Annotated in this window: 12 protein-coding genes and 1 other annotated feature (1 of these 13 running past the window's edge); all 12 genes read right to left on the reverse strand. The window is 53.6% G+C overall.

Going from position 1 to position 14640, the window contains the following annotated elements; all coding sequences use genetic code 11:
• Positions 1 to 65 (reverse strand) — a binding site (T-box leader); it reaches 156 nt to the left of the window's first position.
• Between the two features lie 47 nt (positions 66 to 112).
• The 12 genes from hemL to KNP75_RS09960 all read right to left on the reverse strand — a co-directional run bounded on the left by hemL (position 113) and on the right by KNP75_RS09960 (position 14638).
• A complete protein-coding gene (hemL, locus tag KNP75_RS09905; protein WP_215190303.1) occupies positions 113 to 1417 on the reverse strand; it encodes a glutamate-1-semialdehyde 2,1-aminomutase in 1305 nt (434 codons plus the stop codon).
• Complete coding sequence (gene hemB / locus KNP75_RS09910; RefSeq protein ID WP_138859760.1) at positions 1414 to 2394, reverse strand: porphobilinogen synthase; 981 nt, start codon at positions 2392 to 2394, stop codon at positions 1414 to 1416. The genes hemL and hemB overlap by 4 nt, the downstream gene beginning before the upstream one ends.
• Positions 2391 to 3107 carry a uroporphyrinogen-III synthase gene (locus tag KNP75_RS09915; protein WP_251128230.1) on the reverse strand — a complete coding sequence of 239 codons (717 nt, stop codon included), beginning with the start codon at positions 3105 to 3107 and terminating at the stop codon, positions 2391 to 2393. The genes hemB and KNP75_RS09915 overlap by 4 nt, the downstream gene beginning before the upstream one ends.
• Positions 3049 to 3966 (reverse strand): hydroxymethylbilane synthase, encoded by a 918-nt coding sequence (gene hemC / locus KNP75_RS09920; protein ID WP_138859762.1) that lies wholly within the window; start codon positions 3964 to 3966, stop codon positions 3049 to 3051. Before hemC ends, KNP75_RS09915 begins: the two co-directional genes overlap by 59 nt.
• Positions 3967 to 4025: 59 nt before the next feature.
• A complete protein-coding gene (gene hemA, locus KNP75_RS09925) occupies positions 4026 to 5369 on the reverse strand; it encodes a glutamyl-tRNA reductase (RefSeq protein ID WP_034776818.1) in 1344 nt (447 codons plus the stop codon).
• A 185-nt stretch (positions 5370 to 5554) separates the two neighbouring features.
• Complete coding sequence (locus KNP75_RS09930; protein WP_215190304.1) at positions 5555 to 6733, reverse strand: AI-2E family transporter; 1179 nt, start codon at positions 6731 to 6733, stop codon at positions 5555 to 5557.
• A gap of 114 nt (positions 6734 to 6847) precedes the next feature.
• A complete protein-coding gene (yihA, locus tag KNP75_RS09935; protein ID WP_034776812.1) occupies positions 6848 to 7444 on the reverse strand; it encodes a ribosome biogenesis GTP-binding protein YihA/YsxC in 597 nt (198 codons plus the stop codon).
• Positions 7445 to 7447: 3 nt separating this feature from the next.
• Positions 7448 to 9748 (reverse strand): endopeptidase La, encoded by a 2301-nt coding sequence (lon, locus tag KNP75_RS09940; protein ID WP_034776810.1) that lies wholly within the window; start codon positions 9746 to 9748, stop codon positions 7448 to 7450.
• Between the two features lie 70 nt (positions 9749 to 9818).
• On the reverse strand, positions 9819 to 11087 hold the full coding sequence (gene clpX, locus KNP75_RS09945) for an ATP-dependent protease ATP-binding subunit ClpX (protein WP_034776808.1): 1269 nt from the start codon (positions 11085 to 11087) through the stop codon (positions 9819 to 9821).
• Positions 11088 to 11297: 210 nt separating this feature from the next.
• Positions 11298 to 12590, reverse strand: coding sequence for a trigger factor (tig, locus tag KNP75_RS09950; protein ID WP_034776805.1), 1293 nt, complete (start codon positions 12588 to 12590; stop codon positions 11298 to 11300).
• Between the two features lie 88 nt (positions 12591 to 12678).
• On the reverse strand, positions 12679 to 13584 hold the full coding sequence (locus tag KNP75_RS09955) for a hypothetical protein (RefSeq protein WP_034776803.1): 906 nt from the start codon (positions 13582 to 13584) through the stop codon (positions 12679 to 12681).
• A gap of 541 nt (positions 13585 to 14125) precedes the next feature.
• Positions 14126 to 14638, reverse strand: a complete 513-nt coding sequence (locus KNP75_RS09960) for a metallophosphoesterase family protein (RefSeq protein WP_034776800.1) — start codon at positions 14636 to 14638, stop codon at positions 14126 to 14128.
• Positions 14639 to 14640: the final 2 nt, after the last annotated feature.

Consider the following 14640-nt stretch of genomic DNA (forward strand, 5'->3'; position numbering starts at 1 on the left):
CACCAAGCGGCCGCGTCTCTGAAAAAGGATGTTGTTGGCGTAATATTCCTCATCGTAGCTTTTAATCGTATCTGTTAAACAATTGTAGCGACAGAAGCTGTTTCCGTCAAGATTACAGTGAAAACTCTTGTTGCAACTCTTTGAACGTCGCGTCGACCGCTGCGAGCGTCTGGTCGATATCTTCGTCCGTGTGCACGGTCGAGAGGAACAATCCTTCGAACTGTGACGGTGGCAAGAACACGCCGCGCGCCGCCATCTTCTGATAGTAAGCGCGGAACAAGTCGAGGTTCGCCGTCTTCGCCTTCTCGAAGTTCGTTACTTTCTCGTTCGTGAAGAAGAATCCGAACATCGAGCCAGCCCGGTTCGTGTCGTGCGGGATGTTATACTTCTCGGCCGCTTTCGTGTAGCCTTCAGCGAGACGGTCCGCTTTGCGTTCGAACTCGGCGTAGTGCTCAGGCTTGAGTTGCGACAGCGTCGTGTAGCCGGCGATCATCGCGAGCGGGTTCCCTGAGAGCGTCCCCGCCTGGTAAATCGGTCCTTGCGGCGCGATTTGTTCCATAATCTCGCGTTTCCCGCCGTAGGCACCGACCGGAAGGCCGCCGCCGATGACTTTCCCGAGACATGTCAAATCCGGCGTCACACCGAAATAACCTTGGGCACAGTTGTAGCCGACCCGGAACCCGGTCATGACCTCGTCAAAGATGAGGAGCGCGCCGTATTGTTCCGTGATCTCGCGGAGTCCTTCAAGGAATCCAGGTTGCGGTGGCACGAAGCCCATGTTGCCGGCCGCCGGTTCGACGATGACCCCAGCGATGTCGTCACCAAACTTCTCGAAGGCGACGCGAAGGGCATCCAAGTCGTTGTACGGCACCGTGAGCGTCTGGCTCGCCAAGTCTTTCGGCACGCCCGGTGAGTCCGGGAGACCGAGCGTCGCGACGCCCGAACCGGCCTTGATGAGGAGCGAGTCGCCGTGACCGTGGTAGCAGCCTTCGAACTTCAAGATTTTCGTCTTGCCCGTGTAGCCGCGCGCGAGGCGAAGTGCCGCCATCGTCGCTTCCGTACCCGAGTTGACCATGCGCACCATCTCGATCGATGGGACGCGCTCGATGACGAGCTCGGCCATTTTCGTCTCCAGCTCGGTCGGCGTCCCGAACGTCCAGCCTTTCTCGGCTTGCTCTTGAATCGCCTTCGTGACGACCGGGTCACGGTGGCCGAGGATGAGTGGTCCCCATGAGAGGACGTAGTCGATATATTCGTTGCCATCGATATCGTAGACGCGTGAGCCTTCACCGCGTTCAGCGAAGATTGGCGTCATGCCGACTGATTTATAGGCACGGACCGGGCTGTTCACCCCGCCCGGCATGAGCGGACGTGCTTGTTCGAACGCCGCTTCTGAGCGTGTTTGTTTGTAGGTCATGCGTAGTCTCCTTCCAAATAGCGACAGACGTCTTTTGCGAAATACGTGACGATGAGGTCCGCACCGGCCCGTTTGAAGCCGACCATCGTCTCCATGACGATGCGTTGCTCATCGACCCAGTCGTTCAAAGCAGCCGCTTTGACCATGGCGTACTCTCCACTCACGTTATACGCCACGATCGGCATATCGAGCGAGTCGCGCATGTCACGGATGATGTCCATGAACGCGAGCGCCGGTTTGACGATCATGAAGTCGGCGCCTTGCTCGACGTCCGATTGTGATTCACGGAACGCTTCACGGCGGTTCGCCGGGTCCATCTGATAGCCTTTGCGGTCGCCTTCACCAGGTGCCGATTGGGCTGCGTCACGGAACGGTCCGTAGTACGCCGATGCGTACTTGACGCCGTAACTCATGATTGGGATATGGTTGAATCCGTTTTGGTCGAGCCCTTCACGGATCGCGGCGACGAAGCCATCCATCATCGAGCTCGGCGCGATGATGTCAGCGCCCGCTTGCGCTTGCGTGATCGCCGTCTGGACGTGAAGCGGTAGCGACGCGTCGTTATCGACGTCACCGTTCTTCACGATGCCGCAGTGGCCCGTCGACGTGTATTCGCATAGGCACGTGTCGGCGATGACCGTGAGCTGTGGCGCCCACTCTTTCACTTTACGGATCGCTTCTTGGACGATGCCGTGGTCATGATACGCTTCCGTACCTTCCGGGTCTTTATGTTCCGGCACGCCGAACAAGAGCACCGATTGAATGCCGAGGTCGACGATCTCCTTGATCTCGTCCTCGAGGCGGTCGAGCGAGAAGTTGAAGACGCCAGGCATCGAGCTGACTTCACGTTTAATATCTGTCCCTTCGATGATGAAGAGCGGGTAAATCAAATCTTCTTTCCGAACATGGTTTTCACGTACGAGTGCACGCATCGACTTCGATGAACGAAGGCGACGGTGACGGTCGAACTGGTTCATGAAAAATCCTCCCCTATACACTGTATTAATGCATCCATAGTATAACACTCAGGCACTCGGACCGGTAACGTCGACACTTTCCGGACGGCGCGCTCGGTCACTTCACCGATGGCGTACCACGTCCCGTGGAAGTGTTCAAGGTACGGCGTGATCGCCCGGACGGCGGACGGGCTGAGGACGAGGAGCGCCTCGATTCCTTCGAGCGCCTCGACTTCCGTCTCTGTCAGTTCACGGCCGATCGTCTCATAGACGACCCAGTCGTGGACGTTTTCGAGTTGCGTCATATGCGCCGTGTTCGCCAAGTCGCCCCGGGCGAACAGGACGACCTCGTCTGACTTTACGACAGTCGCAAGGTCATGGAACAACGCCTCGCCCGTATACGTCTTCGGCATGAGCGAGACGGTGAAGCCCTCGGCCTCGAGTGCTTGTTTCGTCTTTTCCCCGACGGCCGCGACCCGGACGTCGCGCGGGACGTCACGGAGCGCCGGCACCGCCGTCTGGCTCGTCACGATGAGCCAATCGAATGTGTGAATCGGGATCTCGCGATGTGTCAATCTCGTCTCGATGAGCGGGACGTGATGCACGGAAAGACCGCTCGCGGCGAGACGGGCTCGTTGCGTAGCGGTCAGTCGTTTTGTCCCTGTGTACCAGACGTCACGCATTGACCGAGGCGAGAATTTCGCGCCCGCCGCGTCCGAGAAGATCGTCTGCAACCTCGTTCCCGAGTGCGACCGCGTCAGACGACGTCTTCGTCACGCGGAGCACTTCTTTGCCGTCGACCGAGGCGATGAGGCCTGTCAGTGTCACGTCGTCCCCGTCAACCGTCGCATAACCGCCAACCGGCACGTGGCAACTTCCTTCGATCGCCTTGAGGAACGTCCGCTCCGCCGTCGCCGCTTTCGCCGTCACGTCGTCATGCAGGAGTTGCAAGACGTTCGTCACTTCAGCGTCGTCTTTCCGGCTTTCGATGGCGAGCACGCCTTGACCGACCGCCGGGACCATCATGTCAGCGTCAAGCGCTTCGAAGTCGACGCGATCCGTCCACCCCATGCGTTCGAGCCCGGCTTTAGCGAGCAAGATGGCGTTGAAGTTTTCCGTCTCTAGTTTTTTGAGACGTGTGTCGATGTTGCCGCGGATCCATTGAATCTCGAAGTCCGGGCGGGCGGCGAGCATCTGCGCACCGCGACGAAGTGAGCTCGTCCCGATGACAGCACCTTCCGGGAGCGTCTCGAGCGTATATCCGTTCTCGCAAATGAGCACGTCTCGGGCGTCAACGCGTTTCGGCATGCAGCTGATAAAGAGCTCTTCCGGCAACTCGGCCGGCACGTCTTTCATGCTGTGGACGGCGAAATCGATTTCCCCGGCAATCATTTGTTGCTGAATCTCTTTGACGAACAACCCTTTGCCGCCGACTTTCGATAACTGGACATCGACGATTTGGTCGCCTTTCGTCACGATTTCCTTGATCTCGAACTCGTTTTGAGCCCCGGCTTTCTTCAATTGCTCGATGACCCATTTCGTTTGTGTCATCGCAAGTTGTGAACGGCGTGAGCCGACGATAATTTTACGCATAGTCCATATCCCCTTCATAGAAAAAGGCGACGAGATCCGCCGCCTTTTTTGATTTTGTATTAGCGCATCAAAGCGCGGAGTGGTGCTTTCGCTGACATCGCTTCTGTCTCTTCCATTTCCGGCTCGACGTCAGGGACGTCGACATCCAGGCCGAACGTCTCGACGAACTGGTTGATGCGTGTGTTCGCATCCGGTTGCGCCGCGGCGTCTTTGATGTAGTCAATCGGTTCACGAAGCATCTGGTTGATGATCGATTTCATATGTTTGCCGATGACTTTTTTATCCCGGTCCGATAGATGGTCAAGCTTACGCTCGAGGCTTTCCATCGTCTCTTCTTGAACAGTGAGGGCGCGGGCGCGCAACTCGTTCATGATTGGGACGACACCGAGTGTGACGAGCCACGTTTGGAACTCTTGAATCGCTTCGTCGATTTTGATTTCAATCTTTTCCGCTTCGACGAGACGGGCCGCCAAGTTTTTGTTGACGATCCCGTTCAAGTCATCCACATCGAACAAATGGACGCCCGGAAGCGCCCGGACCGCTGGATCGATATCTCGCGGCACGGCAATGTCGATTAACAAAAGTGGACGTTCTCGGCGAAGCAGTTGTGCGGCGGCGACATCGTCATAGGCGATGACCGCTTCTTTGGCGCCGGTCGAACTGATCAAAATATCAGCGTCGAGCAGTCCACAGGCGATCTCACGGATCGAGTGGGCCCGGCCTTGGAACTTGTCGGCGACCGCTTTTGCTTTGCTCTCGGTCCGGTTAAAGACGGCAATCTGTTTCGCACCGGCCTCGAACAAGTTGAGCGTCGTCAACTCGCCCGTCTCACCGGCACCGACAACGACGACTTGTTTGTCATCGAGACGGTTGTACATCCCTTGAGCGAGCGTGACCGCTGCCGAGCTGACCGATACCGACATTTCCCCAATTTGTGTGTCGGTATGGGCGCGTTTGGCGAGCGTCACGGCCTCTTTGAACAGTTTATTGAACACCGTTCCCGTCGTCCCGTTCTCTTGGGCGCGGAAGAAGCTTGATTTCACTTGTCCTAAAATCTGTGTTTCCCCAATGATCATCGAATCGAGTCCAGACGTGACACGGAACAAGTGGCGAATTGCCTCTTCTCCTTCACGAATCGATAAATAAGGGGTGAATTGGTCCATCTCTAAATCAAACCAGTTCGCTAAAAAGCGTTTTGTATAATAACGTCCGGTGTGGAGCTGGTCTGTGACGACGTATAGCTCCGTCCGGTTACAAGTCGACAAAATAACCGATTCAAATATGCTCTTCTCTTCGCGAAGTGCAATCATCGCGTCCACGATTTCTTGCTCCCCAAACGAGAACTGCTCCCGAATCGCGACAGGGGCTGTCTTGTTATTTAGTCCAACGACGACAATATGCATGTACCTCTTCCCCTCATCCAAAATCCACCGACGGTTGTCTCTTCTTTTTCACATCTCTACCGTACATTATAACAATTTTTATTTAGGAACTATAATCTTCTGTTCGATTTTTGTGAAATAATTTAAGAACTTTTTGTGACAGAAAAAAGTAGAAACGGACATAGAGACCATTTCTACTTGTTTAATCATTTCAGAGACGACGGATCGGTGATGATTTGACTCTCTGGTTTCTCATCTTCCTCTTCCGCTTCGAGGTAATGTTTTCGCTCCCTCAGCTTGTAAATCCGGACGATGTTTTGAACGACGACTTTTGCCACCGCATAGAACGGAACCGCGATGAGCATCCCGATAATCCCGGCCAAGTTTCCGGCGACGAGCAAGACGATGATAATCGTCAGTGGATGCACCTTGAGCGACTTGCCTTGGATGAGCGGCGAGATGACGTTCGATTCGATTTGTTGAACGATGATGATGACGACGATGACCCAGAGCACTTTGATCGGGTCTTGGATGAAGGCGACGACGACAGCCGGTGCCGCACCGAGGAACGGTCCGACGTACGGGATGATGTTCGTCACCATCATGAAGAGCGCGAGCAAGATGGCATAGTCGAGTCCAATGATCCATAGCCCGATGAGCGACGTGATCCCGACGAAGAACGCCACGATCAACTGGGCATGGACGTAGTTCTTAACCGTCGTATGCATGTCATGCAAGATGTTGCGCGTCTCCTTCTCATAACTCGACGGCAACAGCTTGACGATCGAATCCGGAAGTCGTTTTCCGTCCAAGAGCATATACAAAAGCATGAACGGAATGACGACGATCGTGATGACGGCCGACGTGATAAAGCCGACAAATTGGCCGAGCGATGAGGCGATGTTCCCGAAGATATCACCGAGGTACGTCGTGACGTTGTTCGTGAAATCGGTGAACATATCATCGTTCTCGGCGATGAAGCGTGACAAGAACTCGTTTTGCATGAGCGAGTCACGGACAGCGAACGCTTGCTCTTGCAACTCTTTGGCGATACTCGGCATCGCGTTGACGAGCGACGTGACCTGCTCGCCGAGCACCGGTCCGAGGATGCTGAAGACGAGCGTAAAGATCAGCACGAGTCCTCCGAGCGTGATGCCGACGGCGAGCGGCCGTTTGCCGTTTAACCGTTTTTCTAAGAAGTCGACGATCCCGACTAAGAAATAATAGAAAAGTCCAGCAATGATGAGCGGTACCGTGACGAGCGCCAAAATGACTTGGACTGGTTGGAATACGAAAGAGATTTCCGTCCCGACCCAGATGACCAAGAAAATCGTTAGCGTCCAAAATAAGAAGCGGTACCATTTGTTTTGAAACATGATTTGCATCTTTCCACCTCGTTCTATATTCTCTTGTCTTATGTAATTAGGACAATTATACGATACTTACCCGCTCGCGTAACCCTGAAAACAAAAAAGACGAGGAGGTTCCCTCGTCTTCGCTCAATCTTCGTCTTGCGTCAACAAATCGTAAATCGCTTTCCACGCCTCGTCTTTCCCTTCGGCTGTCTCAGCCGAGAAGGCGACGAACCGGTCCGTCGATTCGAACTGTAGCTTCCGTTTGACGGCCGCCTCATGTTTTTGACGTTGCGCTTTCTTGATTTTATCGAGCTTCGTCGCCACGACGATGACCGGAATTTCGTAATGCTTCAAGAAGTTGTACATCGTCACGTCGTCGCCCGACGGTTCATGACGGATGTCGACCAAGAGGACGACGCCACGGAGGGCGCTTTGCGACGTCAAGTACTGCTCCATCATGACGCCCCACTTCTCACGCTCCGTCTTCGAAACTTTCGCGTAGCCGTAACCTGGAACGTCGACGAACATGATCTCATCGTTGATGTTGAAGAAGTTCAGCGTCTGCGTCTTCCCTGGCTTTGAAGACGTGCGCGCGAGCGCTTTCCGCTGACAAATCTTGTTGATGAACGACGATTTCCCGACGTTCGAACGTCCAGCGAGTGCGACTTCCGGCAACTCGTGAATCGGATAATGGTCCGGTGCGACGGCACTCGTGACAAATTCTGCTTTAGTGATTTTCATTATTTAATTTCCTCCAAATGCTACTTCTAATACTTGATCGAGCGTCGTGACCGGGACGAACGTCAATTTCTCACGGACGGTGTCTTGAATGTCATCGATGTCCCGCTCGTTGTCTTTCGGGATGACGATGGTCGTCAAACCGGCGCGATGTGCGGCGAGCGCTTTCTCTTTCAATCCGCCGATTGGCAGGACGCGGCCACGGAGCGTGATTTCTCCGGTCATGCCGATATCACGGCGGACTTTCTTACCGGTCAATGCCGAGATGAGCGCCGTTGCGATGGTGATGCCGGCCGATGGACCGTCTTTCGGAACGGCACCTTCCGGGACGTGGATATGCACGTCTTGGCGCTCGTAGAACGTCGGGTCAATCCCGAACCGTTCCGCGTTCGAACGGACATAGCTATACGCCGTCTGCGCCGACTCTTGCATGACGTCACCGAGTTTCCCCGTCAACTGGAGCTTGCCCTTGCCTGGCGCGAGCGCCACTTCGATCGTGAGCGTGTCGCCTCCGAACGCCGTGTAGGCGAGTCCAGTGACGGCTCCGATCGAGTCTTCCGTCTCGCCTTTGCCATAGCGGTACTTCGGTTTCCCGAGGTAGTCACCGAGGCTCTTCAACGAGACGGTGACGCGTTTTTTCTCGCCGATCGCGATTTGCTTCGCCGCTTTCCGGCAAAGCGACCCGATGACGCGTTCTAAGTTACGGACGCCGGCCTCACGCGTGTAACGGCGGACGACCTCGTAAAGCGCGTCTTCTTTGATCGTGAGCTGGCTCTTTTTCAAGCCGTGCTCTTTATATTGTTTCGGCACCAAGTGACGTTTGGCGATCTCGACTTTCTCGAGTTCCGTGTAGCCGCCGATTTGGATGAGTTCCATCCGGTCGAGCAGCGGAGCCGGGATTTGCGAGACGTCGTTCGCCGTCGCGATGAAGAGCACGTTCGATAAGTCGAACGGTTCTTCAATATAGTGGTCCGAGAACGAGACGTTTTGTTCCGGGTCGAGCACTTCGAGCATGGCCGACGCCGGGTCGCCCCGGAAATCTGACGCCATCTTGTCGATCTCGTCGAGCAAGAAGACCGGGTTTTTGCTTTCGGCCTGCTTCAAGCCGCGGATGATACGGCCTGGCATCGCCCCGATGTACGTGCGACGGTGTCCTCGAATCTCAGCTTCATCGCGCACCCCGCCGAGCGAGACGCGGACGAAGTGACGTTCAAGCGCCGACGCGATCGACCGGGCGAGCGACGTCTTCCCGACCCCTGGAGGTCCGGCGAGACAAAGGATCGGTCCACGGAGCGAGTTCGTCAATTGGCGGACGGCCAAATACTCGAGGATTCGATCTTTCACCGACTCGAGGCCGTAGTGGTCGTCGTCTAGGACGTCGGCCGCATGTTTGACGTCGAGTTTATCTTCCGTCTCGATGCCCCACGGGAGCGAAGCGATCCAGTCGAGATAGTTGCGGATGACCGCGTATTCCGGTGACGTCGCCGGGACGACGTTCAACCGTTCGGCTTCGCGCATGACGTTCTTCCGTGTCGTCTCAGGCAAGTCGAGCGCCTCGAGCTTCTCACGGAGACGGTTCGGTTCAGACTCTTGCGACTGGTCACCGAGCTCTTGCTGAATCGTTTTCATCTGTTCGCGCAAATAATACTCTTTCTGCGCCTGCTCAATCGTCTTTTTCGTCCGTTCGCGCAACTCTTGCTCGAGCTCGATGATCTCGACTTCATGCGTCATGATCTCGAGCAGCTCTAAGCCGCGTTTGACCGCGTCGGCTTCTTCGAGCATCGCTTGGCGAATGTCGACGTCGACATCAAGTTTAGAAGAGATATAATCGGTCAACGACTCGAGTCGCTCATACATCTCAAAGCGGCGCCGTTCGTCCGGAGACAACCCTTTGATTGTCCCAACGAGTTTGCCGAACTGTTCTTTCAATAGGCGTACGAGTGCAGTCCGTTCGACTTCTTCCCCTTCGACGAGGTCAAGCGTCTCGACGTCGGCGAACCAGCCTTCTTTCGTCTCTTCAATCGAGTTGATTTTGACGCGCTCTTTCCCGACAAGACGAACGCGGACCGTCTCGTTCGACAGCTCGCTCATCTTGGCGATATGGACGCGTGTCCCGATCGCATATAAGTCTTCCGGTTCAGGTGATTCTTTGCCTGTCTCTTTTTGTGTCACGACAATCAAATCTGTCTCGTGTTCCTTTGCGGCAAGGAGTGCCCGCAGGGAGAGCGGACGCCCTACGTCGATCGTCACGCCGATGAGCGGATACACGACGACTCCACGCAAAGGAAGGATAGGTAACTGTTCCATTACAACGCCTCCTGTGCAAAAAGGCCCAAAACTCGGATGTGCCGAGTGTTTGAGCCTTTTTCGTTAAAAATTATGCTGTCTCTTTATTGTCGCCTGTCTGTTCGACAGTACCATCGCGAAGCACGTATTTCGGACCGGCAAGACCCGTAATCGTTTCATCCGTGATGATGACTTTCTCGATATCGTCGCGCGATGGGACAGTGAACATCACATCGAGCATCATTTCTTCGATAATCGAGCGGAGACCGCGCGCGCCTGTCTTACGTTTGATCGCAAGCTTGGCGATTTCAACCAACGCCTCGTCTGTGAACGTGAGTTCGACATCGTCGAGTTCGAGCATTTTCTCGTACTGACGAACGAGGGCGTTCTTCGGCTTCGTCAAGATCTCGACGAGTGCTTCCTCGTCAAGCGTCGTGAGCGTCGCCATGACCGGTAGACGACCAATGAACTCCGGAATCAATCCAAATTTCTGAAGGTCTTCCGGAAGTGCGCGGGCGAGCAAGTCTTCTTGCGTCATCTCGCGGTTTTCTTGGTCGTTCCCAAATCCGATAACTTTTTTCCCGATACGGCGTTTGACGACCGCTTCGATGCCAGCGAACGCGCCGCCGACGATGAACAAGATGTTCGTCGTATCGATTTGGATGAACTCTTGATGCGGATGCTTCCGTCCACCTTGCGGCGGTACGCTTGCGACCGTACCTTCCAAGATTTTGAGAAGTGCTTGTTGGACACCTTCACCAGATACGTCACGCGTGATCGATGGGTTTTCCGACTTACGGGCAATCTTATCGATCTCATCGATATAGATGATCCCTTTTTCAGCCTTCTCGACATCGTAGTCCGCCGATTGGATCAGCTTGAGCAAGATGTTCTCGACGTCTTCCCCGACGTAACCGGCTTCCGTCAAGCTCGTCGCATCCGCAATTGCGAATGGGACGTTCAGGACGCGGGCCATCGTTTGAGCGAGAAGCGTCTTACCGCTACCAGTTGGTCCAATCATGACGATGTTCGATTTCGAAAGTTCGACATCATCAGAACGGCCACCGGCGTTGATGCGTTTATAGTGGTTGTAGACGGCTACCGAAAGCGCACGTTTCGCCCGGTCTTGACCGATGACATACTCGTCTAAGATGTTACGAATCTCTTGTGGTTTTGGAATGTCTTTGAATTCTACTTCTTCTTCGACACCGAGCTCTTCCTCAACGATTTCATTGCAAAGCTCGATACATTCGTCACAAATGTATACGCCAGGACCGGCGACTAGTTTACGGACTTGTTCTTGCGATTTCCCGCAAAACGAGCATTTAAGTTGTCCCTTTTCCTCGTTAAATTTGAACATTCGGTACACCCCTTCTGAATGAAAATGGATGTAAGTGCGATAAATCGCCTATTTGTATTTTCAGGTGCAAAGCACTCTCGAAAAAACATTTACATCTCTGCGTTGCAATAATTGTAGCATGAACAAATCACTTCATCAAAGATAAACACATGCAAAGTGTCGTGACGAAAAAAAGGACGACTGCTGAGCAGCCGTCCTTCTGTCATCCGATTACTTCGCTTTCCCGTTTTCAACGAGAACGTCGATCGCTTTACGGAATTTGAGGTCACCTTTAAGTGTCTCGATTCCGCCTTGTGGCGCGAGCATTGTACGGAGTTGATCCGGTGCAATGTTGTAAAGTTTAGACATTTCTTCGAGTTCTTTCTCAGCATCTTCGTCAGACACTTCGATCGCTTCTTTCTCAGCGATTGCTTTCAAGACGAGACGAGCTTTAACGCGCTCTTCAGCTTGCTCTTTCATCTCTTCGCGCATCGCTTCTTCAGAAGTACCAGTGAGTTCGAAGTACATGTTGAGGTCGATTCCTTGTGAAGAAACACGTGTGCCGAACTCTTGAACCATGCGGTCTACTTCTTGGTCAACGAGTACTGCAGGTACGTCGATTGTTGCGTTAGCTGTTGCTTGCTCGACGAGTTGGTCGCGCATTGTGCCTTCCGCTTCTTGTTTCTTCGCAGTCTCTAAGCGCTCACGGATTTTCGCTTTCAACTCGTCGAGTGATGAAACTGACTCGTCGATGTCTTTTGCGAACTCGTCGTCGAGCTCAGGAACTTGCTTCGCTTTGACTTCGTGAAGTTTGACTTTGAATGTCGCTGGTTTACCCGCCAAGTTGTCAGCGTGGTACTCTTCAGGGAATGTTACTTCAACGTCTTTTTCTTCGCCAGCCGTCATGCCAACCATTTGCTCTTCGAATCCAGGGATGAATTGGCCTGAACCGATTTCGAGTGTGTAGTTTTCAGCCGTGCCGCCTTCGAATTGCTCTCCGTCAGCGAAACCTGCGAAATCAAAGACAGCTGTATCGCCGTTTTCGATTGCGCCTTCTTTGACAGCAAGCTCTGCGCCTTGCTGTTGAAGCGCGTCAAGTTCAGCTGTAACTTCTTCGTCAGTGACTGTTGTTTCAACAGCTTCGTACTCGAGACCTTTGTATTCGCCAAGCTCAGCTTCTGGCTCAACAACGAACGTTACTTTGAACGTTACAGGTTGGCCTTTTTCGAGCGTGCCGTCTACATCGATGTTTTCGAGAGCGATTGGTTCGAAACCAGCTTCTTCGACCGCACCTTGAACTGTGTCACGGTAGAGGATATCGAGCGCATCTTGATAGAGTGCTTCTTCTCCGTACATTTTGTTGAACATTGGGCGTGGCAATTTCCCTTTACGGAAGCCAGGCACGTTCAAAGTTTTGACGACATCTTTGAATGCGGCGTCAACTGCTTTATCAAAAGCTTCTGCAGGTGCTTCGTACGTGAGTACGCCTTGGCTACCTGATGTTTTTTCCCATTTTGCTGTCATGCTAAGTCCCTCCAACAATTCGTTTATACGTACAAAAATGTACAACAATCCGTATTATAGCATAAATCCGACGACTGCACACAAGGATTTAGTCCAGAAACGCCTCGGTGAAACGCATGTCCGCCTCAAGAATTTCGGCGGCGAGGCCGTCCGTTTCCTCATGTTGCAGGATGGCCGTTTTCGCTTGAACAATCGCTGTCTCCACGGCAGACGCTTCCTCAGGCGTGAACGGGTAGTGCGTATACATGTAGTTCATGAGCAGCTGCGTCGCGATCTCGTCACCATATACCGCTCGCTGCAACCCGTTGACCATCGTCTCCCACGCTTCCGTGTGGATTTTCGCTTCGTCATGCGTCAATCGGTGCCGCGTCCCGAGGTCGGTCCATTCGATGACCGGCAGCTCGTCGAACGCCTTTTGGAGCACAATCAACTTCATCAACTTCGGCCGTTCCGCGACGAGGAGCTCTTTCAAGACGTTGTCGAGGACGTCATCGATATTGAAATGAACGTGTTCGAGCGTCTCGATTTGTTCGCCGATTCCGCCCCGGTTAAGGATTCGCTTCACTTTGGCGATCGCGGCTGGGAACTCGGTCAACTTCAACACTTGGAGCACTTGATGTGCTTGCGTGTTGACATGATCGGTCTTTTCTTGCCACTCGAGATACAGGTTGATCCAATGGGCCGCCTCGAACGGTTGGTCACGCATGATGTAATACTGGGCGATTTGAAGCCCGCCGGCTGCAGGTTCTTCTGCCACCGTCATCTGTGTCGTGACGAGCTCTTCGAGTTTCTCGAGCGTCTCCGGTTCTTCCGGTCGTTCCATCAGACATTGGAATATTTCCATGAAAATAAATGGATCGCCGGGCACTGCCTCGTACCAATCCCACAGAATCGGTTCGACCCGTTGCCGTTCCCCGGCCGCGTCTGCCTCTTGAATCATCTTCTGAAGCCGCGACCAGTTCCCTGGAAACGGGTACGCTTGCTCTTTTGCCATCTCCCCACACCCTTTCCATTCATCTCCATCTTCCTTTAGGAATCGATTCGTTGTCAATCAATACCCTGAAAAACGAAAAAAGAGACAACCTCCGTGGAGGCTATCTCTATTTTAAATGGAAGTGTCCCAAGAGGGATTCGAACCCCCGACCGACGCCTTAGCTTACCACCATGGCTTTCGCCACCAACGTGTGTTGTTTGTAGTCTGGACTATATCTTCACCATTTCAGGTGCGACACGTGTAGTCTCTACGGAACCTCACGAGCAAACTGCTTCTTCAATGGCTCTACCTCTAAAGGATGACCTTTAGTCCTTCGAACCACCTTGTCCCCGAAAGGAAATAAGTTTCCTCGGTATTACCATCAGCATCATCTGTTAAGGCTTCACCGATATAGTGTCGTCCACTCTATAGGTTTCTGTTTCCCTATAAAGGCTCCTATTTGTCTTGAAGGGCGTTGCTCTATCCAGCTGAGCTATTGGGACATTGACAAGAAAACTATAATAGAAAAATGGTTTGCTGTCAATTCCTTCTTTTCATTCCGTCACAGCTTTCCGCTCACATCGAGATCTTCGACGGCCGAACCGTCCTCTGATCGATAAAAGCGGACCGTTGCCTGTCCGTTCTCGAGATCCATCAGTACATACGTCTTGTCACTCCGTCCACGCGGCATGCGAATCGAACCCGGGTTCACGTAAAGCACCCCGTCCTCAATCACAGCTCCGGCGACGTGCGAGTGGCCGAACAAGACGACGTTCGCCCCGACCTCTTCAGCCCGGTAACGCAACCGGTTCAAGTCGTACTTCACGTCGTGGTGATGGCCGTGGACGATGAGAATCGTCCCTTCAGCCGTCTCCTCGATTCGCTCAAGCGGGAGGTCGCCGCCGAAGTCGCAATTACCGCGCACCGTACGATACGGGAGCAGATGTTCATCGACGAGCGCGAGCTGGGAATCCCCACAATGGAACGCGTCATCGATTTCTTGTTCGTGCCGGTTGAAGATGATCGATAGTTCTTCTGTCAATCCGTGACTGTCACTGACTACGAGAAAACGCATAC

The organism is Exiguobacterium sp. s6, from assembly GCF_018618155.1.
Classification (GTDB): Bacteria; Bacillota; Bacilli; order Exiguobacteriales; family Exiguobacteriaceae; genus Exiguobacterium; species Exiguobacterium mexicanum_A.

Bases quoted from the DNA above. Each gene is read 5' to 3' on its own strand.
- hemL (WP_215190303.1), bottom strand. From the start codon at position 1,417: ATGACCTACAAACAAACACGCTCAGAAGCGGCGTTCGAACAAGCACGT.
- hemB (WP_138859760.1), bottom strand. From the start codon at position 2,394: ATGAACCAGTTCGACCGTCACCGTCGCCTTCGTTCATCGAAGTCGATG.
- hemC (WP_138859762.1), bottom strand. From the start codon at position 3,966: ATGCGTAAAATTATCGTCGGCTCACGCCGTTCACAACTTGCGATGACA.
- hemA (WP_034776818.1), bottom strand. From the start codon at position 5,369: ATGCATATTGTCGTCGTTGGACTAAATAACAAGACAGCCCCTGTCGCG.
- KNP75_RS09930 (WP_215190304.1), bottom strand. From the start codon at position 6,733: ATGCAAATCATGTTTCAAAACAAATGGTACCGCTTCTTATTTTGGACG.
- yihA (WP_034776812.1), bottom strand. From the start codon at position 7,444: ATGAAAATCACTAAAGCAGAATTTGTCACGAGTGCCGTCGCACCGGAC.
- lon (WP_034776810.1), bottom strand. From the start codon at position 9,748: ATGGAACAGTTACCTATCCTTCCTTTGCGTGGAGTCGTCGTGTATCCG.
- clpX (WP_034776808.1), bottom strand. From the start codon at position 11,087: ATGTTCAAATTTAACGAGGAAAAGGGACAACTTAAATGCTCGTTTTGC.
- tig (WP_034776805.1), bottom strand. From the start codon at position 12,590: ATGACAGCAAAATGGGAAAAAACATCAGGTAGCCAAGGCGTACTCACG.
- KNP75_RS09955 (WP_034776803.1), bottom strand. From the start codon at position 13,584: ATGGCAAAAGAGCAAGCGTACCCGTTTCCAGGGAACTGGTCGCGGCTT.
- KNP75_RS09960 (WP_034776800.1), bottom strand. From the start codon at position 14,638: ATGCGTTTTCTCGTAGTCAGTGACAGTCACGGATTGACAGAAGAACTA.